This is a genomic window from Streptomyces sp. f51 (assembly GCF_037940415.1).
Lineage (GTDB): Bacteria > Actinomycetota > Actinomycetes > Streptomycetales > Streptomycetaceae > Streptomyces.
In genome coordinates this window covers 192,857-214,873 of the sequence record NZ_CP149798.1, presented here as the reverse complement: position 1 = coordinate 214,873, position 22,017 = coordinate 192,857, and the positions used below count along the sequence as shown (strand labels likewise).

General features: G+C 72.8%; 26 protein-coding genes. 12 read left to right on the top strand and 14 right to left on the bottom strand.

All coding sequences use genetic code 11. The annotated features are described in order from the left end of the window. Positions 1-13: 13 nt before the first annotated feature. Complete coding sequence (locus WJM95_RS00975) at positions 14-835, bottom strand: SDR family oxidoreductase (RefSeq protein ID WP_339127515.1); 822 nt, start codon at positions 833-835, stop codon at positions 14-16. Positions 836-977: 142 nt separating this feature from the next. Here WJM95_RS00975 and WJM95_RS00970 point away from each other — a divergent pair, with 142 nt between their 5' ends. The 3 genes from WJM95_RS00970 (at position 978) to WJM95_RS00960 (ending at position 3,456) form a co-directional block, all read left to right on the top strand. Then, positions 978-1,718 carry an ATP-binding protein gene (locus tag WJM95_RS00970; RefSeq protein WP_339127514.1) on the top strand — a complete coding sequence of 247 codons (741 nt, stop codon included), beginning with the start codon at positions 978-980 and terminating at the stop codon, positions 1,716-1,718. A gap of 272 nt (positions 1,719-1,990) precedes the next feature. Continuing rightward, a complete protein-coding gene (locus WJM95_RS00965) occupies positions 1,991-2,506 on the top strand; it encodes a hypothetical protein (RefSeq protein WP_339127513.1) in 516 nt (171 codons plus the stop codon). Positions 2,507-2,619: 113 nt separating this feature from the next. Further along, positions 2,620-3,456 (top strand): hypothetical protein, encoded by an 837-nt coding sequence (locus tag WJM95_RS00960; protein WP_339127512.1) that lies wholly within the window; start codon positions 2,620-2,622, stop codon positions 3,454-3,456. 39 nt (positions 3,457-3,495) lie between these two features. Here the strand turns inward: WJM95_RS00960 and WJM95_RS00955 are convergent, their stop codons facing one another. After that, positions 3,496-3,996, bottom strand: a complete 501-nt coding sequence (locus WJM95_RS00955; protein ID WP_339127511.1) for a hypothetical protein — start codon at positions 3,994-3,996, stop codon at positions 3,496-3,498. Between the two features lie 503 nt (positions 3,997-4,499). Between WJM95_RS00955 and WJM95_RS00950 the strand changes: the two genes are divergently transcribed. Next, positions 4,500-5,150, top strand: coding sequence for a DUF4360 domain-containing protein (locus tag WJM95_RS00950; protein ID WP_339127510.1), 651 nt, complete (start codon positions 4,500-4,502; stop codon positions 5,148-5,150). 73 nt (positions 5,151-5,223) lie between these two features. Here WJM95_RS00950 and WJM95_RS00945 read toward each other — a convergent pair whose 3' ends face one another. Then, complete coding sequence (locus WJM95_RS00945; RefSeq protein ID WP_339127509.1) at positions 5,224-5,430, bottom strand: hypothetical protein; 207 nt, start codon at positions 5,428-5,430, stop codon at positions 5,224-5,226. 196 nt (positions 5,431-5,626) lie between these two features. On the opposite strand from WJM95_RS00945, the gene WJM95_RS00940 reads away from it, so the two are divergent. The 4 genes from WJM95_RS00940 to WJM95_RS00925 all read left to right on the top strand — a co-directional run bounded on the left by WJM95_RS00940 (position 5,627) and on the right by WJM95_RS00925 (position 9,635). Further along, a complete protein-coding gene (locus WJM95_RS00940; protein WP_339127507.1) occupies positions 5,627-5,863 on the top strand; it encodes a chaplin in 237 nt (78 codons plus the stop codon). Positions 5,864-6,165: 302 nt separating this feature from the next. Then, positions 6,166-6,417 carry a hypothetical protein gene (locus tag WJM95_RS00935; protein WP_339127506.1) on the top strand — a complete coding sequence of 84 codons (252 nt, stop codon included), beginning with the start codon at positions 6,166-6,168 and terminating at the stop codon, positions 6,415-6,417. Positions 6,418-6,428: 11 nt separating this feature from the next. Continuing rightward, positions 6,429-7,616, top strand: coding sequence for an SPFH domain-containing protein (locus WJM95_RS00930; protein WP_339127505.1), 1,188 nt, complete (start codon positions 6,429-6,431; stop codon positions 7,614-7,616). A gap of 549 nt (positions 7,617-8,165) precedes the next feature. Beyond that, entirely contained in the window at positions 8,166-9,635 is a 1,470-nt protein-coding gene (locus WJM95_RS00925) for an FAD-binding protein (protein WP_339127504.1), read from the top strand. Between the two features lie 82 nt (positions 9,636-9,717). Here the strand turns inward: WJM95_RS00925 and WJM95_RS00920 are convergent, their stop codons facing one another. The 3 genes from WJM95_RS00920 to WJM95_RS00910 all read right to left on the bottom strand — a co-directional run bounded on the left by WJM95_RS00920 (position 9,718) and on the right by WJM95_RS00910 (position 11,871). Beyond that, complete coding sequence (locus WJM95_RS00920; protein WP_339127502.1) at positions 9,718-10,665, bottom strand: TauD/TfdA family dioxygenase; 948 nt, start codon at positions 10,663-10,665, stop codon at positions 9,718-9,720. Between the two features lie 361 nt (positions 10,666-11,026). Then, a complete protein-coding gene (locus WJM95_RS00915) occupies positions 11,027-11,494 on the bottom strand; it encodes a peroxiredoxin (protein ID WP_339127501.1) in 468 nt (155 codons plus the stop codon). Next, on the bottom strand, positions 11,491-11,871 hold the full coding sequence (locus WJM95_RS00910) for a DoxX family protein (protein ID WP_339127500.1): 381 nt from the start codon (positions 11,869-11,871) through the stop codon (positions 11,491-11,493). Before WJM95_RS00910 ends, WJM95_RS00915 begins: the two co-directional genes overlap by 4 nt. A gap of 578 nt (positions 11,872-12,449) precedes the next feature. Between WJM95_RS00910 and WJM95_RS00905 the strand changes: the two genes are divergently transcribed. Next, entirely contained in the window at positions 12,450-12,818 is a 369-nt protein-coding gene (locus WJM95_RS00905) for an ATP-binding protein (RefSeq protein WP_339127499.1), read from the top strand. A 68-nt stretch (positions 12,819-12,886) separates the two neighbouring features. Here the strand turns inward: WJM95_RS00905 and WJM95_RS00900 are convergent, their stop codons facing one another. The 4 genes from WJM95_RS00900 to WJM95_RS00885 all read right to left on the bottom strand — a co-directional run bounded on the left by WJM95_RS00900 (position 12,887) and on the right by WJM95_RS00885 (position 14,727). Further along, positions 12,887-13,309 carry a hypothetical protein gene (locus WJM95_RS00900; protein WP_339127497.1) on the bottom strand — a complete coding sequence of 141 codons (423 nt, stop codon included), beginning with the start codon at positions 13,307-13,309 and terminating at the stop codon, positions 12,887-12,889. 169 nt (positions 13,310-13,478) lie between these two features. Beyond that, positions 13,479-13,784 carry a hypothetical protein gene (locus tag WJM95_RS00895; protein WP_339127496.1) on the bottom strand — a complete coding sequence of 102 codons (306 nt, stop codon included), beginning with the start codon at positions 13,782-13,784 and terminating at the stop codon, positions 13,479-13,481. A gap of 136 nt (positions 13,785-13,920) precedes the next feature. After that, positions 13,921-14,355, bottom strand: coding sequence for an ATP-binding protein (locus WJM95_RS00890; protein ID WP_339127495.1), 435 nt, complete (start codon positions 14,353-14,355; stop codon positions 13,921-13,923). A gap of 111 nt (positions 14,356-14,466) precedes the next feature. After that, on the bottom strand, positions 14,467-14,727 hold the full coding sequence (locus tag WJM95_RS00885) for a WhiB family transcriptional regulator (protein ID WP_339127493.1): 261 nt from the start codon (positions 14,725-14,727) through the stop codon (positions 14,467-14,469). A gap of 262 nt (positions 14,728-14,989) precedes the next feature. Here WJM95_RS00885 and WJM95_RS00880 point away from each other — a divergent pair, with 262 nt between their 5' ends. After that, the gene (locus WJM95_RS00880) at positions 14,990-15,694 is read left to right on the top strand and encodes a GAF and ANTAR domain-containing protein (protein ID WP_339127492.1); all 705 of its coding nucleotides are present in this window, start codon (positions 14,990-14,992) and stop codon (positions 15,692-15,694) included. Positions 15,695-15,726: 32 nt separating this feature from the next. On the opposite strand, the gene WJM95_RS00875 is transcribed toward WJM95_RS00880, so the two are convergent. Continuing rightward, positions 15,727-16,881: a phospholipase D-like domain-containing protein gene (locus tag WJM95_RS00875; RefSeq protein WP_339135282.1), complete on the bottom strand. Its 1,155-nt coding sequence runs from the start codon at positions 16,879-16,881 to the stop codon at positions 15,727-15,729. A 501-nt stretch (positions 16,882-17,382) separates the two neighbouring features. Here WJM95_RS00875 and WJM95_RS00870 point away from each other — a divergent pair. Together WJM95_RS00870 and WJM95_RS00865 are read left to right on the top strand one after the other, a co-directional pair. Next, on the top strand, positions 17,383-17,793 hold the full coding sequence (locus WJM95_RS00870; RefSeq protein ID WP_339127491.1) for an ATP-binding protein: 411 nt from the start codon (positions 17,383-17,385) through the stop codon (positions 17,791-17,793). Between the two features lie 227 nt (positions 17,794-18,020). After that, positions 18,021-18,497 (top strand): MarR family transcriptional regulator, encoded by a 477-nt coding sequence (locus WJM95_RS00865; protein ID WP_339127490.1) that lies wholly within the window; start codon positions 18,021-18,023, stop codon positions 18,495-18,497. Between the two features lie 237 nt (positions 18,498-18,734). Here WJM95_RS00865 and WJM95_RS00860 read toward each other — a convergent pair whose 3' ends face one another. Genes WJM95_RS00860 through WJM95_RS00850 form a run of 3 tightly spaced genes read right to left on the bottom strand, consistent with a single transcriptional unit; the run spans position 18,735 to position 21,975 of the window. After that, positions 18,735-20,513, bottom strand: coding sequence for a SpoIIE family protein phosphatase (locus WJM95_RS00860; RefSeq protein ID WP_339127489.1), 1,779 nt, complete (start codon positions 20,511-20,513; stop codon positions 18,735-18,737). After that, complete coding sequence (locus WJM95_RS00855) at positions 20,510-21,583, bottom strand: ATP-binding SpoIIE family protein phosphatase (RefSeq protein ID WP_339127488.1); 1,074 nt, start codon at positions 21,581-21,583, stop codon at positions 20,510-20,512. The genes WJM95_RS00860 and WJM95_RS00855 overlap by 4 nt, the downstream gene beginning before the upstream one ends. Next, positions 21,580-21,975 (bottom strand): anti-sigma regulatory factor, encoded by a 396-nt coding sequence (locus WJM95_RS00850; protein ID WP_339135280.1) that lies wholly within the window; start codon positions 21,973-21,975, stop codon positions 21,580-21,582. Before WJM95_RS00850 ends, WJM95_RS00855 begins: the two co-directional genes overlap by 4 nt. Positions 21,976-22,017: the final 42 nt, after the last annotated feature.

Below are 22,017 nucleotides of genomic sequence, written 5' to 3'. Positions count from 1 at the left end.
TTGTGCGGCCGGGTCAGTAGCCGTCGGGGGAGGGGGCGTTCTGGGCGCGGTCGACGGGGAGGTGCGCGCCGGATATCCCGCTCGACCAGTCCGACAGCAGGAACGCCACGACCCGGGCGACCTCCTGCGGTGCGACCGGCGCCCCGCCCGACAGCTCCGCCGCCACGAAACGGGCGAACGCCTCCGGCTGCTCCCGGCGCATACGGTCCCAGCGCCGGCCGGGGATGACCATGGAACCGGGGGAGACCGCGTTCACCCGGATGCCGTCAGGCCCCAGCTCGCGGGCCAGCGAGGCGGCCAGCTGGATCTGCGCGGACTTCGCGACCGCGTACTGCGCGGGCGGCCCCGGCTTCCAGCCGGAGATCGAGGAGATCACCACGACGGAGCCCCCGCCCGCGGCCCGCAGGTGCGGGACGGCCGCCCGCACCAGCCGGGTCGCGTGACCGACGTTCACCGCCCAGGTGGCGGCCCAGTCCTCCGCGTCCGCCTCCTCGAAGCCGCCGCCGCGAGAACCGCCCGTGCAGGCCACCACCCCGTCCAGACCCCCGAAGCGGTCCGCCGCGTCCGCCACGAACCGCTCCAGGTCCCCCGGCGCGGTGACGTCGAGCCGCCGGGTCAGAAGACCGGGGCCCAGCGAGGCGGCCAGCGTCTCCAGATCCCGCGCGGTGCGCGCGCAGGTGGCCACCCGCACGCCCTCGGCGGACAGCAGCCGCACGATCTGCTCGCCCAGTCCGCGCGTACCACCGGTCACCAGCACCCGTTTGTCCCGCAGCCCGGCCCGCACGGTGTCGCCGTCAAGGGACACCGTCGCCCCGCCCCCGTTCCCGTTCCTCACAAGATCGAACATACATCCCGCACCACTACGCGCTGACAACCGGACAACCCGAATACCCCCTGGTCGCCGAGGCAGTCCGGCGTGTTGGCTGCACGGGCAGCCGCCGAGACAGCGCCCCCGGGCCGCACCCGAAGGAGGACCGATGCCGGCATCCAGGGCACCGCGCCGCGAGCCGTCGCCCGGGGCGGCCCACGGCGACCTGGCTCCGGGGCGCGGGAGCAGGGTGCCGGAACAGGGGGTGCACCCGGCGGACGGCCAGACGCTGCGCGCCCACGTCCCCGAACGGGCCGAGTCCCCGGCACCGGCCGGGCCCGCACACGCGCGGGCGCTGCCCTCCGATGCGCCGGCGGCGACCGAACCCGTACACGCGCGAGCAAGGCCCTCCAGGGCTCAGGCGGCGGCCGAACCCGTACACGAGCGGCCCCTGCCCGCCGGGACCTGTGGGTCGGCGGACGCGGCCGCGAGCCGGGTGTCGGGGGTGCACGGACTGCGGACCACCGTCCCGGCCCACCCCTCCCGGGTGCCAGGAGTGCGGGCCATGGTCGCCGAGTACCTCACCCGGCTGCGGCTGCCGGCCCGGCGCGTCGAGGACGCCGTGCTCGCGGCCGGGGAACTCCTCACCAACGCGCTCCGGCACGGCAGCCCCGACCGCGGTGACACCATCACCGTCGGCATCGAGTGCGACCCGCGCGAACTGCGGATCTCCGTCGCCGACCGCTCGTCCGCCCTGCCCGAGCGGCGCACGGTGGACGGATGCGAGCAGTCCGGACGGGGACTGACGATCGTCGCCGCGCTGAGCGACGACTGGGGCGTCGCGCCGGCCGACCCGGGCACCACGGGAAAGAAGGTGTGGTTCTCGATGGTGCTTCACGGGGTGCCGTGAAGGCCGTCCCGTCGGGCCCGGCCGGGGACGCCGGACCGGGTCCGCTCGACGAACGGCCCCGGCCTCCGCGCGGAGGCGGGTGGGGCGCCGGGGGAACGTGATGTGCAGCACGCGCGAAATACCCCGTTCGGGTGGCGCGGAAAGATTCTGGCTGCGCACGGCTTGATCACCGATCAAGAAAGGAGAATTCGCTGGCCACGGTATGTGCGTCGCATTTGACACTTCGTTGAGGGCACAGATAGGAACAACTCTCTGAAGTGGAGAGGTGGACTGTGCGCGAGCCGAACGTGGTCGGGGACTGGCAGGAGTACGACGAGCAGGCCGGCCTGCGTGTTCGCGTTCATGGTGTCGAAAAGGCGGAACCCCCGAAGGGGCCCGACGACGCCGCCGACGAACTCACCTACTTCAGATTGCGGGTGACCGTCGAGAACCGGGGAACCGAGCATTTCGGCGTCCACCTGGAGGACGGCCAGATCGATATCCGCGTCGGCGCCGACGGCGAGAGCGCCTTCCTGGACTGGCGGAACTCGCAGTTCATCGAGGGCTACGACGTCTATCCGCTGCGCCGGGCCACCGCGGTCCTGTTCGCGGCCGGTCCCGACGCCGTCCTGAACCGCATGGACATCCAGGTCCAGCTGAAGGTCGACGACGAGTGGACCGAGCGCTACCTCTGGGCGGGCGGCATCGAGAACGACACCCCCCTCGACGCGGGCGCGCGCGCCGACGGGGCCCGGGACAGCCTCGCCGGTCAGGTGAGCAACTTCCTGAGGCGCGAGGCGGAGTCCTGAACCGACCGGCTCGCCGGCCGGGGAGCGTCTGTACGCTCGCATGCGGCGAACCACCCGAAAAGTGACGGGGAGGGTGAACGTCCGATTTCGGGGCGGCGGGCTAAGGTCGCCGGGTGAGTCGAACCGAAGCGCGCTCCGAAGGCGCGGGTCCCTTCACGACCCGGCTGACCTGGCGCCTCATGGACGGGCGTATCGCGGTCTGGGAATCGCGCCGGGCCCGTAAGCGCGGCCTGCTCACCGTGCGGGCCCCGGGGGAGACGGAGGCCCGTTCCCGGCGGGCGGACACCGTGTCCATCGCCCGGCTGCGCCGTCTGAACGCCATCGCCGCGACCGCGTTCACCGTCGGCGGGCTGCTGTTCGCGCTCGGGGCCGGGGTCGCGCAGTTCGGCTCGCACGGCGCGACGGGCGCCTGGATCTACTTCGCGGGCGGTCTGTTCTTCAACACCGGGGGCTACGCGTCCCTCCTCCAGGCGGTGAACGCGCCCCGCCGCGACAGCGAGTCGGACGCGCTGGCCGGGCGGCGCTGGAGGTGGTGGAGCTACGAGCCGGGCCGGATCGACTGGCTCGGCACCTTCCTGCTGTTCGCCGGAACGCTCGTGTTCGGCGTCAACCTGGTGGACTCGCTGATCAGTGGACTCTCGGTCCGGCAGGTGGACCGGCTGATCTGGGCCCCCGACCTGGTGGGCTGCGTCCTGTTCCTGGTCTCGGGGCACCTCGCGATCGTGGAGGTCTGCCACGGGCGTCCGCGCGTCCTGGCCGGCGATCTCGGCTGGTGGATCGTCGCGGTGAACCAGCTCGGATCCGTCCTGTTCCTCGTCTCGGCGCTCGCCGCCTTCACCAGGCCCGCCACCGGCAGCCTCGTGAACGTCGACATCGCCAACTGGGGCACCCTCGTCGGAGCCCTGTGCTTCTCGGCCGGGGGCGTGATCCAGTTCTTCGAGCGGCCCTGAGGGCGGCACGGGCGGTCCGCCGACCCTCTGGGACACGACCTAGCGGTCGCTCGCCGGGTTGCCCTCCACCCACTGGATGAGCAACTGCCGTACGTACGGGTTGCCCTCCTGTGCGGAGTGCGCGAGCCGCTCGGCGCCGGCCCGTGCCGCCCGCCAGGCCGCCGGGGTGTCCTCGGCGTTCGCCTGGTCCGCCGCGGCCAGCGCGTCGGCGGCGAGGAGCCGCAGGTCCTCGGAGAGGTCGTCGTCCGCGGCGGCCCGGTACGCCTCCAGACGCACGGCCGCGAGGGCCGAGGGGGAGGGGGCGGGCCGCGACGGCGGCTGGGCGTATCCGCTCACCGCTATGACCACGCAGAAGGTGGCCACGTCCCGGCGGCTCTCCGACTGGCCCTTGGCGATGGCGGGCGCCAGCCAGTTGGGGGCCCGCCAGTGCGAGACGGCGGTGGCGAGAACGAGGGCAACGGCCAGCAGCGCGAAGGGAATCCAGCCACCGAAGAACCAGGCGATCGGCCCGAGGACCAGGAAACAGACAGCACCGCTCATCCATATTCGGCGGCGGCCGAGTCTCAGGTGTCGTGGATCCATGTGTCTCAGTGTCGCAGGGGTGTCCGGGACGCGCTGAGGGGGCGGGTGATTCACACGCTCCCGTCGTCTCCCGGCCCGCCCGGGGACGGAGGGGCGACCGCCCGTGGACATCGGGCCGCCCGGCCCGTGGACGAACGTGCGCAGGTGGCGTGAACGGCGGTGAACGGGCCCCGTGACCGTGGCGGCGGGTGTGAACGGCGCGTATCGAATGGCCGGAGAAGGCCCTGTCCGCCACGACCGGCCTTACGTACGATTTCGTCGCTCCCGGCCTTCACTGCTCCTTCACAACCGGGAGTGGCTCGCGCCTGCGAATTTGTCATGCGCATGTGTAAACGAGCCGCGCTTGATCCACCGCACTGGTCAGCGACGGTTCCCCGTCCGTTCGGGGAGCCGCACCCCCCATTCATGGCGGCGTGCCCGTGTGCCGCCGCCGGAACACCGACGCAACGGATTGGAGCACCATGGCCGGTGGCCTGTTCATGGGTGGCGCTATCGCCGCCCTGTTCGCCACAGCGCTTCCCCTGTCGAGCCCGTCCTCCGGTATCCAGGACCCGCCCCCGGACAAGATCGTCATCAGTGTCGCCACGGTCAACGGGTCCGGCTGTCCCGCCGGCACGGCGGCCGTCGCCGTCTCCCCGGACAACACCGCCTTCACGGTGACCTACAGCGACTACCTCGCCCAGGTCGGAGGCAACGCCGACCCCACCGCGTTCCGCAAGAACTGCCAGCTCAACCTGATCGTGCATGTTCCGCAGGGCTTCACCTACGCCATCGCCAGCGCGGACTACCGCGGCTTCGCCTCGCTCCAGGCGGGCGCCAGCAGCACCGAGAAGGCCTCGTACTACTTCCAGGGATCCTCGAACACCGCCTCCATCACCCACCCCTTCCGCGGCCCGTACGGCGACGACTGGCAGTCCACGGACACCACGGACTGGGCCCAACTGGTCTGGGCGCCCTGTGGCGTTCAGCGCAACTTCAACATCAACACCGAGCTCCGCGTCAACGCGGGCACCTCGACGCCCGGCAGCTCCAGCTTCATGACCATGGACTCGACGGACGGCGACATCAGCACCGTCTACCACCTGGCATGGAAGGAGTGCCCCGCCGCCTGACCCGCCCCCTCGCGCGCAGATCCCGGGTCGGCTCCACCGCATCGGAGCCGGCCCGGGGCCGTCCTGCCGCGCCCTAGGGCAGTAGCTTGTCCACCGCCGCGGAACCCTCCTCCGCGAGCTTGCGCTCGGCCCAGGCGAGGTTCTGCGGTGTGACGTCGCGACCCGCGGCGAGGACCAGGTCCTCGGCCGTCACCGGGCCCTCCGTCCCGGTGTGCAGCAGCGTGTCGGGGGTCGCCCTGTCATCGGAGGGCACGGACGCGTCGGGCTGGCTTGTTGTCATGGTTTCTCCCTGTTCCACCGGGTCTGTATTCACGCTACGGGCATTCCGTACGCCCCGCGCGACGCGTTCCGGCCCCGGCCCGCCTCCTGGCTGCCGCACGGGGCGAACCCCCGTTCGGCTGCGCTGGAATGTCGGTAATTGTTCGCAAAGGTGATGGTGGAGGAGCTCGCACCACTGCGAATGAACGGAGCTTGGAATGCGTATTCGTCTGATGGCCGCCGCCGGACTTGCCAGCGTCGCCCTGCTGGCCACCGCCGGGACCGCCGCCGCCGACCCCGTACCGGTGGTCGGTGCAGCTGCGAACAGTCCCGGAGTCCTGTCCGGCAACGTCATCCAGATCCCCGTCAACATCCCCGTGAACCTGTGTGGAACCACGGTCAACGTGGTGGCTCTGCTGAACCCGGCCGCCGGAAACACCTGCACCAACAACTGACGGCCGACGGTTCGCGGGTCCGGGCGGTCACCGCCCGGACCCCCGCGGCCCGCTCCGAGCCCGGCGGCACACTCAGCCTCCCGCGTGAGCCGCCGGGCTCACGCATGTCTCCGGACGGCAACGTTGTCGTCCCGACCGGCGGCAAGACCTATCGCTTCACCCGTGTTGAGCCCACACTTCTCCTGAGACACCCGGCGCGCCCCCCGGTCGAGGGGCCGTCGAAGGACGGGGGGCGTACCTGCCCCGGGAACGGCTGGGTCTAAGGTCAGAGGCAGATTCAGAGTGATGGGGGGTGGCCGGCTGTGGTGCAGGACGAAGCCGTGATCGGCTGCACGGGGGAACTGCTCATCGGCACCCGGGGAACCGCCGGTCCCGGCGAGATCCTGGTGCGTGTGAGAGGCGGATCCGAGACCTTCCACGCCTGGTCCCGGGAACCCCTGCCCAAGGGGGCGACCGTGCTGGTGATCGAGTCCAGGGGATGCCGTGAGGTCGACGTCATCGAGTGGGCCGATCCGCTGGACGCGCTCGACGGCGACGCCGTCGGCGCCGGTTGAGAAGGAGAAGCATGTTCGGTTATCGCGTACCCGCTCCCGATGAGGCGATGTTGATCTCGGGTGGCAGGCGGGGACTGGGGGGCGCGCCGTTCCGAGTGGTGACGGGGCACGGCAAGTTCGTGCTGCCCGTCTTCCGTAAGACCCGGTTCCTGACGCTGTCCATGTGCGAGGCGGAGGTCACCGAGACCTGCGTCACGAAGCAGGGCATCTCACTGCACGTCCGTGCCGTGATCGCGTTCAAGGTCGGCAACGACACCGAGAGCATCATCAACGCGGGCCAGCGCTTCCTGTCCGACCAGGACCAGATGTCGGTCCTGACGGGCCGGATCTTCGCGGGCCATCTGCGGTCCATCATCGGTTCGATGACGGTCGAGGAGATCGTCACCGAGCGGCAGAAGCTCGCCGCCGAGGTGCTCGACACCTCGAAGCTGGAGATGGCGAAGATCGGCCTGATAGTCGACTCGCTCCAGATCCAGTCGATCGACGACGGCGACACCGGCTACATCGACGCGATGTCCGCCCCGCACAAGGCGGCCATCCAGCGACAGGCCCAGATCGCCCAGGCGCAGGCCACGCAGGCCTCCGTCGAGGCGCAGCAGGTGGCGGCGCGCAACCAGGCCGAGTACGCCCGGCAGACGGCCATCGTGCAGGCGGAGTACTCGGCCGAGGTGGACCGCGCCCAGGCGCAGGCCGCCCAGGCGGGTCCGCTCGCCCAGGCCCACGCGCAGCAGGAGGTCCTCGCGGCGCAGACCGAACTCGCCCAGCGGGCCGCCCAGTTGCGTCAGCAGCAGCTGGTCGCCGAGGTCGTCAAGCCGGCCGAGGCCGAGGCCGAGCGGATCAAGGTCCTCGCCATCGCCGACGCCGAGCGCATGAAGATCCAGGCCGAGGCGGCCGCCTCGCACGACCGGGTCGCGCTCGACCGTATGCTGATCGACCAGCTGCCGCTGATCGTCAAGGAGGCGGCCGGCGGTCTCGCGGGCGCGAACGTCAACGTCCTCAACGGCGCCGACGGTCTCGGCGAGATCGCTGCCGGGCTGGTCGCGCAGGGCCTGACCATCCTCGACTCGGTCCGCCAGAACCTGGGCGGGCAGAACTCGGAGAACGGTGCCGCGAAGGCGAACGGCCCGCTCGCGCTCCCCGGTTACAGCCGCACGCCGGTCGACGTGGACGGTGACGAGCCCAAGGGTTCCTCGAACTGACGGACCCCGCACCACGGTTCACCGCGTCCGCCGTCCCAACCGGGGCGGCGGACGCCGCCGTTCGGCGCGGCCCCCGGACACCGGCGGGCAGCTTCGGCGCGGTGCCCGGGCGACGGGCTTGTTCGGTGCGGCGCCAGGGCACCGGAGGGCGTGTTCGGTGCGGCACCCGTGCGCCGGCGGGCTTGTCCGGTGCGGCACCAGGGCACCGGAGGGCATGTTCGGCGCGGCACCCGGGCGTCGGCGGGCAGCTTCGCCGGCGGCAGGCGCGCGCGTTCGGTGCGGCACTCCGGCGCGGGCGGGCAGGTTCGGCGGCTGCACGACGCTCCAGTGGGCACGTCGGGATCGGCACCAGGACACCGGCGGCCACCTTCGGCGCGGTGCCAGGACACCAGCGGCCACCTTCGGCGCGGTGTCCGGGCGTCGGCGGGCAGCTTCGGTGGCGACAGGCTCGCACCAGGGCACGCGTTCGGATCATCCGGCCCCAGGGACTCCCAAGTCCCATACACTCGGCCCCAGTTGATCTCGAAACGGCCGCCCCTGGAGGAGCGCATGCCCCGGACACCCTCGCGACGTACCGCACTTCAGGGCCTGGCCGCGGCCGGCGCCGCGGTCGTCGGATTCGATCCCTTCACCCGCAGCTGGGCGGCCACCACCACCCGTGCGAACGGCCTCGCCCGCCTCCCGCGGCTCGACGGCAGCGTGCACACCGACGACGCCTCCCTCGCGGCGGACGCCGACGACTTCGGCCACATCGTCCACCGGCGTCCGGCCGCCGTGCTGCGGCCCGGCTCGGTCCGCGACATCGTCGCCATGGTCCGCTTCTGCAACGAGCACGGACTGTCCGTCGCACCGCGCGGCCAGGGCCACGCCACGCAGGGGCAGGCACAGGTCGACGGCGGCCTGATCATCGAGACCGCGCCGCTCGCGTCGATCGGCCCGGTCGGGCCGGGCGCCACTACGGTCACCGTCGGCGCGGGAGTCCGCTGGAGCCAGGTCGCCAGGGCCACCCTGGCCCACGGACTCACCCCGCCCACCTTCACCGACTACCTCGAACTCTCCGTCGGCGGAACCCTGTCGGTCGGCGGCATCGGCGGCCAGACCCACCAGCAGGGCGCCCAGGTCGACAACGTGACGGAACTCCAGGTCGTCACCGGGGCGGGCGACCTCGTCCGCTGCTCCCCGGACCGCCACCCCGAGCTGTTCCACGCCGTGCTCGCCGGACTCGGCCAGTGCGCGATCATCGTCGGCGCCACGCTGCGCCTCGTCCCCGCGCCCGCGACCGTACGGCACTACCTCCTCCCGTACGACGACCTGCGCACCTTCCTCGACGACCAGCGCCTGCTCGTCGAGGAGGGCCGGTTCGGCTATGTCGAGGGCCAGGTGAGCGCCGACGCCGACGGGGCCTTCCGCGGCTATGTCATCGAAGCCGTCGCCTACGGTCCCCCCGTCGGACCCGCCCCCGACGACACGGCGCTGCTGCGCGGGCTGCGACACGATCCCGCCGGGGTCCAGGTGAGCGACCTCGGCTACTACGACTTCCTCGACCGGCTCGCGGCCTCGGTCGCCGCCCTCCAGGAAGCGGGCCTGTGGGCCTTCGCCCACCCCTGGCTGAACCTGCTGCTGCCGGGCCGCTCGGCGGCGACGCTGGCCGAGTCACTGCTCGCTGACCTCACGCCGGCGGATCTCGGGCCCGGTGTCGTCCTGCTGTACCCGGTGCTGCGCAAGAAGCTGCACGCCCCGCTGCTGCGCATGCCCGACGACCGGGTGTCCTATCTGCTGGCCGTCCTGCGGACGACCCCGCCGGACGACACCGCGACCGTCGACCGTCTCCTCGCGGCCAACCGGGCCGCCTACGACACCGTCCACGCGGCGGGCGGTACCCACTACCCGGTCGGCTCGGTCCCCTTCGACGCGGCGGACTGGCGCGAGCACTTCGGCCCCGCCTACCGACGGCTCGCCGCCGCCCGGCACACCTACGACCCGCGCGGGATCCTCGTCCCCGGACAGGGCGTCTTCTGACGGCGGCGGCCCGCTCCCGGCGTACGGCCCGGCTCGGCGGAAGCCGGGCCGGGGCCTCCGGGCTGCCCGCGGGCGGCCCGGTTCACCAGCGGCCGGGCTCGCTGCCCACGATCGGCGCCGACGGTTCGCCGTCCACCCCTCTCGGGACATCACCGGCCAGCATCACCCGGTGCATGATCCGGGGGTGGTCGAGGTGGGCGGTGTCGCTCGGCGCGAGATGGATGGTGGCCCGGTTGTCCCAGAAGGCCACACTGCCCGGTTCCCACCGGAAGCGGACCGTGTACTCGGGCCGGGTCGCCTGTTCGAGCAGCATGTCCAGCAGCGCCCGGCTCTCCGGGCGGGACACCTGGAGGATCTGCTCGACGTAGTAGCCGTTGACGAACAGGATCCGCTCGCCCGTCTCCGGGTGCACCCGCACCAGCGGGTGGTCGGTGGCGATCTGACGGTCCAGCAGACGACGGAGGTACGCGTCGTCGCCCGGCCGGCTCTGGTAGCCGACCCCGAGCCGGTGCTCGGCGCGCAGGCCGTCGGCGAAGGCCCGTACGGGCGCCGAGAGACCGGCGTACGCGGCGGCCAGGTTCGACCAGGTCGTGTCCCCGCCGTACGGGGGCACGGTCTCGGCGCGCAGGATCGTCGCGGCCGGCGGATCGACCCGGGCGCCGTGGTCGCAGTGCCACCCGCGCAGCAGCGAGTGCCGTCGCCTGCGCAGCCACTCCTCGTGGTCCATGCCGTAGCGCCCGCCCAGTTCGAGCCGGTCGGCCGTCGTCTCCACCTCGGGGAAGTCCTCGGGCGACGCGCTGCCCCGCGACCGGAGGCGTACGGGCGTCCCGAACCGGCGGGCGAAGGCGAGGTGGGAGGCGTGGTCGAGCCGCTGGCCGCGGAAGAACAGCACCTTCCAGCGCAGCAGCGCCGCCCTGAGCGCGCCCACGACCTCGTCCGTCAACGGCTCCGCCAGGTCGACTCCCGTGATCTCGGCGCCGATGTGCCCCGCCGCCGGCCTCACTTCGAGGGATGTCGCCCGGTCCGTCATGGGGCCTCCGTGGCTCGTGGTTCCTTCGCGTCGGCTCCAGCATGACCGTTCGGCCGGGCACCCGACAGGCCGCCTCGCGGGCGCCGGAGGCCGGTCGAACGGGGGAGGGGTGAACCGGTGGCGTGCCGTCGGGGAGCGGGCGCGGGATCGTGAGGGGCGTGTACGAGAGGGGGCGCACACGGGAGGCGCGCGGCGCGCACGGGGTGTGACCGGTGTCCCCACGCCACCGGGCCGCACTCCCTGTCGGCGGGAGGGGCGTGTGCCGAGAATGGGGCACAGTGAACGGGGCCCGCCCTCCATCCGCATAGGGGCGGGCCCCGTTCACTCCGGTCGGGGGCGTCACCGAACACCCCCTGACGCCTCAGCCCTTGTGCTCGCGCAGCGCGGCCAGAGCGCGGTCGGCGTGGGCACTCATGCGCAGCTCGCTGCGGACCACTTCGAGCACGGTGCGGTCCTTCCCTATGACGAAGGTGACCCGCTTCGTCGGGGCCAGGCTGAAGCCCCGCTTCACCCCGAACCGCTCCCGGACGGTCCCGTCGGCGTCGGACAGCAGCGGGAAGCCGAGCGAGTGCCGGTCGGCGAACTCCTGCTGCCGGTCGACCGCGTCACCGCTGATCCCGACGGGACGCGCGCCCGCGGCCGTGAACTCCGTGGCCAGATCGCGGAAGTGGCAGGCCTCGGCGGTGCAGCCGGCGGTGAGGGCGGCGGGATAGAAGAAGAGGACCACCGGCCCCTCGGCCAGCAGTCCGGACAGGCTCCGTTCCACCCCGGTCTCGTCCGGCAGCGTGAAGTCCTCGACCTGGTCGCCCACGTTCACCTGAGATGTCATGACTGTCCCTTTCCGGACCGGGCGACTCCGCGCGCCCACAGTACGAGCGGCACCTGGAGCGGGAGCCGCGCGAGAGCCGCGGCCCTGAGCGGCGCGGGACGGCGGCGCCAGTCCACCGCCATCTGGACGTTGGCCGGGAAGACCCCGACGAAGAACGCGGCGGTGGTGAGCGCCGCGACCCGGCGCGTGCGGGGGAGTGCCACCCCCGCCGCCAGGGCGAGTTCGGCGACACCGCTCGCGTACGTCCAGGTCCGGGGCGAGCCCGGGAGCGCGCGCGGGACGATGGCGTCGAACTGCCGCGGTGCGGCGAAGTGGGCGACGCCCGCGGTGGCCAGAAGGCCCGCGAGCAGCAAGGGAGATCGTTCGGACCGTGGCACGGTTCCTCCTCCGGGGACTGCCGCGGATATTACTTGACGGTAAGTGCCGGTGGTACGGGTGGGACACGTCGGCCGGAAGGGTTCGCGAGCTGTTCGTGTGCCGTCGCCGGCCGGGACGGCTGTGCCGGAGTCCGGTGGATGCGCGAACGTCCAGGTTTGGGCGGGCGATTCACGGTCAGCCGTAGAAAGGACCCGCCCGGGCCGGGAAACGGATGCGAGATCCGCTGCGGCCGGGACCGGGAGGAACCGCGCCGCCGGCGTACCGGCGAAGGGCTGGGCAAGGACGCCCGCTCGGCACGGCGACGGCCCGGACGACACGACCGCCGAGGCCGCCCCGCACCATCCGAGGGCGCCGGCCGGCCGGCAAGGCGGCCGGAGAAGAGTCGAGGCCCATGAGGACAAGGAACATCACCGCGCGCCCGCCGGACGGTCCGGCAGGGGATCGCGCGGCGAGGCCGGTGGAACGACGGCCGGGAACGGAGGAGTGAGGAATGTGCCGGCAGGGTCACAGGTCCGCCACCGACACGGTGGCCGGCGCGCGACACGGGGCCCCGGTGGGTCCCGGGAATCCCGCGGACGTGCGGCAGGCCGTCAGGCGCGCCCTCGCGGGCCGGCCCGGCGAGCCCACCCATGACGTCGAGGACACCGCCGGTGACGCCCTGCTCGTGGCGTCCGAGCTGGTGACCAACGCGATGCTCCACGGCGGTGGTGTCACCGCGTTCGACGTGACACGCACCGAGCGGGCGGTACGGCTGTCCGTGAGCGACCGCAGTGACCGACTGCCCGTGGCGGTCGACCAGTTCGACGAGATCGGCCGTATGCGGGTCGGCGGCCGCGGCTGGATGATCGTCTGCACCCTGGCCAGCGACGTCGTCGTCGCGCGACTGCGGGCCGGGGGCAAGCGCATCACGGCCGAGGTGCCGCTCGCGCCCGGCCCGAACGGCTGAGCCGGGACGGCGTGTCCCACCCCGCCCGCACCGCGGCGGCCCCTTGCCGACGCGCTGGTGCGGTGGGATCAGGCGGAAAGGGCATGGCGGAACGGGCTCGCGTCCCTCGCCTCGCCCACTGCGTTCGCCGGCGTCCGGACGGCCGCCTCGCCGCGCGCCGTGCCGTTCCGGCCGGATGCGTCGCCGCGCCCCGTGACGGTGGCACGGACCGCGGCCCGGACCGTGTACGTGGTCTTCGCCGGATCGACGAGCGGGTCGCCGAGCACGATCAGGCCCGCCGCGTGCAGCGCGTCGCACTCGCCCGTGGGCAGTGCCACATAGCAGCCGCCGCGCCCGGTCGAGGGATCGAACGGAAGCCAATAGCCGTACCGGCGGCGGCCGTTCGCGTGGACGGTGAGGCGGACGGGGAACCGTCGCTGGGTGATCAGACGCAGCACCTCGGCATCCTCGGGACCGAGCGGGGCGCGCGTGCGCGGCAGGGGCCGCAGCATGGTCACCGGCCTCCGATCGGCGCTCGCGGCACGGCACGGAGGTGCGGGGTCGGCGTCATGTGCGGGCGGCCTTTCGACGGACGGACGGGATCGCACGCCACCGGCACGGTGACGCTGTTGCTGACCAGCATTGTTCCGTAAAGGACTGACAATGCGGAGGGGTTGGCGCTCAGTCGTGTCGCACCGATGTGCGGGCGCGGTGGGACCGGGCGGCGAGCTGCCCCTGCACGAAGGGGTCGGCGGCGGGGTCGTACGACCCGGCGTGGTCGGCCAGGGCGTCGGTGATCCGTTCCCACTCGTCCACCTCCGTCCGCGCGTCGGGTGCCGCCGTGCCCTCGGCCGAAGCCTCCTCGGCCGCCTTCCGGGCCTCGCCCAGGGCGGCCTTCGCGCGGTGATGGTTCATCCCGGTGGCGGTACGCCGCACCCGGTCCCACACCGCGTGCTCGCGCTCGGACGGTTCGCGCTCTGGGCTCAAGGCTCCACCTCGATCGTGCGACGGTGAGGGAACGGTTTCCCTCACCGGACCCGTGTGCCCCTGCCGCAGCGAACGACACCTTCGTCCGTACGACGCCCGCGTGGCCGTACGGCAGCCGCGGGTGCCGTGCCTGCCGTCACCACGGCAGGAACGCGTGGACGTCCTTGCCGTCGGGCCGCACGATCACACTGACCTGATCGGACAGCGCGTGGATGAGATGCCAGCCGATGCCGCCCCCGCCCTGGGAGGGGCGGAAGCGGCGCGGCGCGGGCGCGATGGTGCTGCTGTCGTGGAGCGTCACGTGCACACCGCCGATGGTGGGGCGCAGTTGGAGCTCGAAGGGGCCGGGCGCGTACTGGATCGTGTTAGCGGCGAGTTCGGTGACCACCAGCAGGATGTCGTCCCAGTGTTCGGGGGCCGAGGGAGGAGTCGCCCGCGCGAGGGCGCGCAGATAGCCGTCGGCGGCCAGCCGCGCGTCCGTCACATTGCGCAGCTCGCCGCCGAACGCGCTGGTGAGCGTCCCCAGCGCCTCGTACGACGACTTCCCGCTCCGGCTCGGATCGATCTCCATCGTGCCCTTCGTTCGGGTCTCGTCGGCGGAGTGTCCCTCGCCGCGTCCCGACCCGGTCACCTGCGTCGGACCCGGCCCCGTGATGAGGCCCGGTGCTGCCCGCCTCCCGCGCTACGCGGGTGTGTCCTGGGAGCGCCGGCGGGAGCGGCGCCGTGCCAGCGCACGCCGTTCCGCCTCGCTCGTACCGCCCCAGACACCGACGCTCTGGCCCGTGTCCAGGGCCCAGGTCAGGCACTGCTCACGGACCGGACAGCCCTCGCAGACGGCCTTCGCCTCCTGGATCTGGAGCACCGCGGGGCCTGTACTGCCGATGGGGAAGAACAGATCGGGGTCAACGGTGCGGCAGGACGCGCCTTCGCGCCAGTTCTCCATACGAACCTCCTGATCGAATCGAGTGGGTTCTCCGGAATCGGTCCCTTGTCGGGTCACCCTTGATCCGCCGTATGAAACGGGCGGCGCGTGCAAAGATCCCGTGGATATGGGGTGACCGCATGGAGTGGGCGCGTCGTTCGGCCGGATTTGCCGCGGCTCGACGGAGCCGACCGACCCGATCGCCTCGGTGGCACGGACGGGGGTGGCAAAATGGAACCCCAGGTGAAAGCTGCTGTCGTCTCGACGAATGAACGGGTGTCCCATGGCGCAGGAGTCCGGCGAGGTCTGGGAGAAGTTTGCCGTCGCTCTGGCGGACATGGCACGGGATTTGTTGGCGCAGGACTCGGTGCAGGCCACTCTGGACCGGATCGTGGAGCACGCGACCGTGCTGATCAACGGCTGCGACGAGGCCGGCATCCTCACGGTCCGGCGCGGTGAGGTCAGCGCGCTGGCCGCGACCGGTGACGTCGTGCGCATGGCGGACCGGATCCAGCAGGACCTGCGGGAGGGCCCGTGCTTCGACGCGGTGACCGAGCGGGAGCAGCTGTACGCCATCGAGGACCTGCGCCGGCCGCACCCGAAGTGGGCCCGCCTGGCGCCCGAGCTGAGGAAGCTGGGCATGGGCAGCATGATGGGCTTCCTGCTGTTCACCGAGGAGGACGAACTGGGCGCCCTGAACGTGTACTCGCATCGTCCGAGCATGTTCGACGAGTCCGCCCGGACCGCCGGCTGGGTGCTGGCCTCGCACGCCGCCGTCGCCCTGTCCGCGGCCCGCAAGCACCAGCAGCTCGGCCACGCCCTGGAGACCCGGCACGAGATCGGTGAGGCGATGGGCATTCTCATGGAGCGCCACGGTCTGGGCGAGGAGGAGGCCTTCGCGGTGCTGAAGAAGGCCTCCCAGGACCACAACATCAAACTGCGGGAGATCGCCCGCAAGGTCTGCGAGACCGGCGAGCGGCCCCGCTGACCGTGGTACCGAACCCGTACCGGCGCCGTCCGCTAGAGGAACCGGCGCAGGGGGGCGACGGCCAGCTCCTTGGCGCGCTGGACGGGTGACCTGTGCCGCCAGCGGCCCGGATCGATGCTCACGGCGTTCTCCCGGTCGTCGTCGAAGTCCTGGTCGAGGACCGCGGTGAACGTCTCGTCGAGGACGGCGAGCATGACCTCCTCGTCGTGCTCCATCGAGCGGCGGTTGAAGTTGGTGGAGCCGATGAGGGAGGCCACCCCGTCCACCGTCATGATCTTGGTGTGGAGCATGGTCGGCTGGTACTGGCGTATCTCCACGCCCGCGGCCAGCAGCGCGGCGTAATGGTGCTGGCCGGCCAGCTGACAGGCCCGCTGGTCGGTGTGCGGACCGGGCAGCAGGATCTCCACCCGGACACCGCGGCGGGCCGTCGCGCACAGCAGGTCCACGAAGTAGACGTCGGGGGCGAAGTAGGCGGTGGAGAGGCGGAAGCGCTCCTCGGCCGAGCCGAGCATCACCCGGATCAGGGTCTGCATGTCCTGCCAGCCGAAACTGGCGGAACCCCGCACCACCTGCACGGTGGCCGTGCCCGGCTGATCGTGCCCGGTGAAGCGGTCCCGGTCGTCGAAGAGCTCGTCGTGGCACTCCGCCCAGTTCTGCGCGAACGCCGCCGCGATGCCGTCCACGGCGGGCCCGCGCACCTTGACGTGGGTGTCCCGCCACTCGGAGGGGCCGCGGGCGTCGCCGCACCACTCCTCGGCGATGCCCACGCCACCGGTGAACGCGGTGTGCTCGTCGACGACGAGCGCCTTGCGGTGACAGCGGTGGTTCTGCTTCAGGGGCGAGAGCCACAGCGGCTTGCGGAACCACGCGACCTGGACACCGGCGTCGGTCATGGACCGCAGCAGGTCCTCCTCGATCCGCTTCGCGCCGAAACCGTCCAGCAGCAGCCGTACGCGAAGACCCGCGCGGGCCCGTTCCGAGAGGGCGGACGCGAACTCGCGGGCTATCTCCCCGCGCCAGTAGACGAAGGTCATCATGTCGATCGTGTGCTCGGCGGACCGCACCGCGTCGAGCATCGCGGCGAAGATACGGTCGCCGTTGCGCAGCGGAACCAGTTCGTTCCCCTCGGTGGCCGCGATGCCGATGAGCCGCTCCAGGCGTCTGCGGAACCGCTGCTTGCGGCGCATGGCCTCGGCCGGGTCCACCGTCCTGTCCGCCTCGATCTCAGCCGTGGTGGTCGTCCGGGACATCCGCCGCCTCCTCTGTTCCTTGTCGTGTTCCGCCTCGTCGCGCCGGCGGGTGAGAAGCGATGCCCGGGTGGTGGCCCCGCCGGCCCCTGCCCGGCGAGGGCCACCACCCGGGCCGCTCGACCGTGCCGGTCCGGGGTCGCCCGGCCCCGTACGACCGGCACGGGAGCGATGTCGCCGAACCACCCGTCGGGCGTCCGGGACGCGTGCCCTTGTGCCCCCGATCCGCGACGGCAGTCCTCCCCGTCCCACGACGCCGGCCGACCCGCGGCGCGGCCTCGGGCGGGTCCTTGTGACCGGGATGTGAAGGTGGGTGAACCCGGGACATGCGCCGGGGCGCTCCGGGAAGGAGGGGAGACAGCCCGCCCGGCACACCGGACCTACACGGAGGGCGCCGCATCGCGGCGTGGGGGCGGGACGTACGGCAAGGGAGGCGAAGGCATGACCACCGTCGAACCGCCCTGCGACTTCGGCCCCGGTCTCGGTGCGAGGCTGGAGAGGGATCCGCAGGCCGCTGTGCACGCCAGGGGAATGGTCAGAACGTTCCTCGGCGGCCTGCCGCGCACGGTACCGCGAGAAGTCGCCGAGGCCGTCCTGCTCGTGGTCTCCGAGCTGGTGACGAACGTGGTGCGGCACGCGCGCGGCAGGCTGTGCCGCCTGGACCTGAGGGACATGGGCCACGGCGTGGACATCTCGGTCTCCGACGACGATCCCCAACCCCCGCGTCCCCGGCGCCTCGACCTGACCGGACAGGGCGGCTTCGGCTGGCCGCTGGTGCGCCGCCTGTCCTCCGAACTGACCGTGCTGTCACGCCCGGACGGCAAGACCGTACGCGCCGTCGTGCTGTTCTGACACGTCGGCCGCCCGCGCTTCCCGCCTCCCACGATTTCGAGGAACGAGCATCATCCGCGATCCAGCCGTCACCGCCGGCCGCGACGGAACTCCCCGTCCGGGCGGAGGGTTTCCTCGTCCCCACGGTCCGGGGCATCGGCCTCGCGGTGAGGTGTTCAGCCCGGACGGAGCGCGTGGGGAGCGGCGTCCCGGGAAGCGTGTGATGCCCCGTGAGGGATGACGGGGACATGGACCAGGCAGGAGAAGGGCCCCGTCCCGAGGAGGTCGCCGGACGGCTCGTGGACGCGGTCGAGGGACTGATGGAGCTGTGGACCTCGGCCGGCCGGTCGGTCGGCCCGCGGCTGTCCGCACAGCAGTCGAAGGCGCTGAGGGCCGTCGCGCGCCGTCCCGTACCCACCCTCACCGACCTGGCCGAGAGGGTGGGTGTCGCCCTGCCGGCGGCGAGCCGCCTGTGCGACCGGCTGGAGGCCGCCGGCCTGCTCCAGCGGATTCCGCACCCCCACAACCGGCGCGCCCTGAGCCTGCTGCTCACGCCGCAGGGCGGTCGGGCGCTCGCGGAGATCGGCGCGCGGCGGACGCTGGATCTGGCCGCCGTCCTCGCGGCGATGACCCCGCTCCAGCGGACGTCGCTGGAGGACGGACTGCGCGCGTTCGAGGCGGCACGGATTGAGTCGGCGGCCGACCGCCGTCGTCCGGGCGACTAGCGACGCGGCGCGGCCGCGCGGACGAGCGGCGAGTCAGCCCGGACGACGCGCGGCGACACCGCTTCTCCGCGTGGATGAACGGCGGCACGGCCCGGCCGCGTGATGGAGCGCCCTCCAGCGCCCTCCGCCCTCCAGCGCCCTCTGCCCTCCAGCGCCCTCTGCCCTCCAGCGCCCTCTGCCCTCCAGCGCCCTTCGCCCTCCAGCGCCGTCCGCCCTCCAGTGCCGTCCCGCCGGATGTCAGGCGTACGTCCGCCCGGGGGCGTCCACCGTGGCCGCGTCGTCGAGATGGACGAGCAGCAGACACACGTCGTCGTCGCGCTGCGAGTCGCGCAGCATCGGGTGCAGGATCCGGTCCGCGGCGCCCTCCAGATCGCGGTCCAGATCGACCGCCCGCTCGGCGGAGAGTGCCTCGGCCAGCCGCCGTATGCCCGGATCGATGCCCTCTCTCCGCCGTTCCACGAGACCGTCCGTGTACAGGGCGAGCGTGGATCCCGGTGGAATCAGCGCCGTGTGGTCGCGGATCTCCTGGTGCAGCGGAATGCCGAGCATCGCACCGGGCCGGGCGTCCAGGACGCGCACCTCGCCGTCCGGCGCGCGCAGCACCGGCGGCGGGTGCCCCGCGGCTGCCCAGGTGACCTCGGGCTCGTCCGGGTGGAACCGTGCGATGACCGCGGTGGCGTAGAGGTCGGGCTGGAGATGGTTCAGGAACGCGTGCAGGCGGGTCAGGAGCCGTCCGGGTGTGCCCCCGTCCACGGCGTACGCCCGCAGGGCGGTGCGTAGTTGGCTCATCATGACGGCCGCGTGCAGCCCGTGGCCGGTGACGTCGCCCATGACGGCGACCAGACCCCCGTCGGGCTGGCGGAACGCGTCGTACCAGTCGCCGCCGATGTTCAGCCCGTGCGTGGCGGGAAGGTAGCGCGCCGCCAGACTCAGTCCGGGTGTGGCGGGGAGGTCGGTGAGCAGGGCACGTTGCAGGGTCTCGGCGATGTCGCGGTTGTGCTCGAAGCGCTGCGCGTGATCGATCGCGACGCCCGCCCTGCGCGCGAGTTCGACGAGCATCACCGTGTCGTCCGCGCTCCACCCCTCCCGCGACGGCGTCAGCGTCACGACACCGACGGGCGTGTGCCGGCTCGCCAGCGGAATGCACAGCAGCGGCTGCCCCGGGTGGAGCACCGAGGGCGGCAGGTCCTCGACCCCGGGCAGCCGGCCCGGACGGTCGGCCGCGTAGTGCGGGCGGCCGGTACGGGCGGCCGCGACGGCGGCCGCCGGACGGACCACGTGCCCACGGGCCCTGTCCTCGGGGGCGAAGAGCCATACGTCGACGCTCCGGGCGTAGTCCGGCACGAGCAGCCGGGGCAGATGGGCCAGGATCTCCTCGACGTTGAGCGAGGCGGTCAGGGCCGCGCTGGCGTCGGCGAGGAAGGTCAGTCCGCGCCGGGCGTTCTCGGCTTCGGTACGGGCCCGGCGTTCGGCGTCGAACAGCTCGCGCTGGATCCGGCCGGCCGCGTCGAGTTCGGCGTGCAGCGCGAGCACACCCTGGTTGGTCTGGTGCAGTTCCTCCCGGTGGAAGGCGACCAACCGCTCCTGTTCGGCGAGTTCGTCCAGGAGTCGGGCGGCGTCCTCGTCGGCGCTGAGCAGGGCGTCGGCGAGGGCGGCCCTGTCGCGCGGAACGCGGGCCGAGACGCCATCGGGCGGCCCGTCCGCTCCCCGGCCAGGACCGGCCGTGTCCACACTCGCCTGCCAACTCGGGCCGTCGTGCGCCGCGTTCGCCTCGTTCGCCTCCGCGCCGAGGGTCATGGTCAACCGGGCGCGGTGCGGCTCGCTCGTGGGCGCGGCCGTCACGGTCAGACGCCAACCACCCCCTTTGAGGAGACACTGCCGCAGCCGCGCGCTCAGGTCCGTGACCAGGCGGGTGCGCTCCACCATGGGGACGCCGTGCGCCGCGGCGATCCGGGCGGCGGCGATGCGGGCACGGGCGGCGTCGTCGACCGTGGTGATCTGCCAGGTGCGGGTCATGATCGGTGATCCTGCGGAGTGGGGGCCAGCACGGCCACGGTGGTGTCGTCGCGCGCCGGACGCGCGGCACTGCTGGAATCGCGCATGATCACCGCGGCGGTGACGGCGGGGTCCCAGGTGGTGAGATGGGCGAGCGGCGGGGGGACCCAGCGGCTGGGCAGACCGTCGCTGTGGAGCACGAGGAGGCTGTCGTGGGTCCACGGCAGGCTGCTCTGCGGCAGCCGCGCCGGGCGGTGGGCGCCGACGATCCCGGGATGCGACAGCAGGGGAGTCCAGGTGTCGCCGGAACGCAGCCGGGCCCCGACGTTGCCGATCCCCGCGAAGTCGAGGCGCAGGTTCACGAGATCGAGCCGGGCCACCGCGACGGCGGCGCCCCGGGTGTCGTGCAGCGCCGGGTGCAGCGCGCCGAGCAGTTCGGTGGGCGGCAGATGCGCGAGCCGGCGCAGTTCCGCGACGGCGGCCCCGGACGCCCTCGCGGCGGAGGGGCCGTGGCCGAGGCCGTCGGCGAGCAGCAGGGTGACCAGGTCCTCGGAGCGCACACACACCCAGGCGTCGCCGGAGTGCTCGGCGGCCGCGAGAGGAACGTTGACGCCTCCCGCGCGGACCGGTGCGCTCGTGCCGGGGGAGCGGTGTCCCGGCCGGTCCCGGCGGGTCGCGTGGACCCGGGCCAGCGCCACGGTGCCGCGGCCCGGCACGGTGTGCACCTCGAAGTGGTCGGCGATGCGCCGGCACGTGCCGAGTCCCGCGCCGAGGGAGGACGTCGTCGAGAAGCCGTCGCGCGAGGCGGCCGTGAGGTCGGCGATCCCCGGGCCGTGGTCGATCGCGGCGATCTGGAGGGCCGGGCCGTGTCCGGTGCCGGGCGGCGCGAGGTCGGTGTGCACGGTCTCCAGGAGGATCCTGCCGCCGTCCCCGTGCTTGAGCAGGTTCGTGGCCAGTTCGGTGGCCACCAGCACGGCGACCGCGCCGCGGTCGCGGCTCAGTCCCGTGTGCTCGGCGGCGGCCTCGGCCGCGACCCGGACGTCCCGGACCCGGGTCGAGTCGTGGACGGGTACGTCCCAGACGCGTGTCATCGGCTCTCCTCCCGCGGCCGGGGCGCGCCCGCGGTCCAGCAGACGACGGTCACCGCCGTGCCCTCGCCGGGACGCGAGTCGATGGAGAACTCGTGCACCAGGCGGCGGGCTCCGCCCAGACCGAGACCCAGACCGCCGCCCGAGGTGTAGCCGTCGCCGAGGGCCCGCTCGACGTCCGGGATGCCGGGACCCTCGTCGGAGAACGTCAGGCGCAGTCCCCGCGCGGTCCCCGCCCCCACGACCGTGGACTCGACCTGGCCGCCTCCGCCGTGCACCAGTGTGTTGCGCGCGAGTTCACTGGCCGCGGTGACCAGCTTGGTCTGAGCCACGAGTCCGAATCCGAGCCCGGCGGCCGTCTGGCGCACGTGCTGGCGCACCCACGCGAGATCCATGTCGGTACGGATCGGCAGGGAGGCGGTGACACTGCCGGCAGT

What these genes read in the sequence shown, in the direction of transcription:
- WJM95_RS00970 (WP_339127514.1), top strand. Translation starts at nt 978, where the DNA reads ATGCCGGCATCCAGGGCACCGCGCCGCGAGCCGTCGCCCGGGGCGGCC.
- WJM95_RS00955 (WP_339127511.1), bottom strand. Translation starts at nt 3,996, where the DNA reads ATGAGCGGTGCTGTCTGTTTCCTGGTCCTCGGGCCGATCGCCTGGTTC.
- WJM95_RS00950 (WP_339127510.1), top strand. Translation starts at nt 4,500, where the DNA reads ATGGCCGGTGGCCTGTTCATGGGTGGCGCTATCGCCGCCCTGTTCGCC.
- WJM95_RS00945 (WP_339127509.1), bottom strand. Translation starts at nt 5,430, where the DNA reads ATGACAACAAGCCAGCCCGACGCGTCCGTGCCCTCCGATGACAGGGCG.
- WJM95_RS00940 (WP_339127507.1), top strand. Translation starts at nt 5,627, where the DNA reads ATGCGTATTCGTCTGATGGCCGCCGCCGGACTTGCCAGCGTCGCCCTG.
- WJM95_RS00930 (WP_339127505.1), top strand. Translation starts at nt 6,429, where the DNA reads ATGTTCGGTTATCGCGTACCCGCTCCCGATGAGGCGATGTTGATCTCG.
- WJM95_RS00925 (WP_339127504.1), top strand. Translation starts at nt 8,166, where the DNA reads ATGCCCCGGACACCCTCGCGACGTACCGCACTTCAGGGCCTGGCCGCG.
- WJM95_RS00920 (WP_339127502.1), bottom strand. Translation starts at nt 10,665, where the DNA reads ATGACGGACCGGGCGACATCCCTCGAAGTGAGGCCGGCGGCGGGGCAC.
- WJM95_RS00915 (WP_339127501.1), bottom strand. Translation starts at nt 11,494, where the DNA reads ATGACATCTCAGGTGAACGTGGGCGACCAGGTCGAGGACTTCACGCTG.
- WJM95_RS00900 (WP_339127497.1), bottom strand. Translation starts at nt 13,309, where the DNA reads ATGCTGCGGCCCCTGCCGCGCACGCGCGCCCCGCTCGGTCCCGAGGAT.
- WJM95_RS00890 (WP_339127495.1), bottom strand. Translation starts at nt 14,355, where the DNA reads ATGGAGATCGATCCGAGCCGGAGCGGGAAGTCGTCGTACGAGGCGCTG.
- WJM95_RS00885 (WP_339127493.1), bottom strand. Translation starts at nt 14,727, where the DNA reads ATGGAGAACTGGCGCGAAGGCGCGTCCTGCCGCACCGTTGACCCCGAT.
- WJM95_RS00880 (WP_339127492.1), top strand. Translation starts at nt 14,990, where the DNA reads ATGGCGCAGGAGTCCGGCGAGGTCTGGGAGAAGTTTGCCGTCGCTCTG.
- WJM95_RS00875 (WP_339135282.1), bottom strand. Translation starts at nt 16,881, where the DNA reads ATGCGCCGCAAGCAGCGGTTCCGCAGACGCCTGGAGCGGCTCATCGGC.
- WJM95_RS00870 (WP_339127491.1), top strand. Translation starts at nt 17,383, where the DNA reads ATGACCACCGTCGAACCGCCCTGCGACTTCGGCCCCGGTCTCGGTGCG.
- WJM95_RS00865 (WP_339127490.1), top strand. Translation starts at nt 18,021, where the DNA reads ATGGACCAGGCAGGAGAAGGGCCCCGTCCCGAGGAGGTCGCCGGACGG.
- WJM95_RS00860 (WP_339127489.1), bottom strand. Translation starts at nt 20,513, where the DNA reads ATGACCCGCACCTGGCAGATCACCACGGTCGACGACGCCGCCCGTGCC.
- WJM95_RS00855 (WP_339127488.1), bottom strand. Translation starts at nt 21,583, where the DNA reads ATGACACGCGTCTGGGACGTACCCGTCCACGACTCGACCCGGGTCCGG.
- WJM95_RS00850 (WP_339135280.1), bottom strand. Translation starts at nt 21,975, where the DNA reads ATGGATCTCGCGTGGGTGCGCCAGCACGTGCGCCAGACGGCCGCCGGG.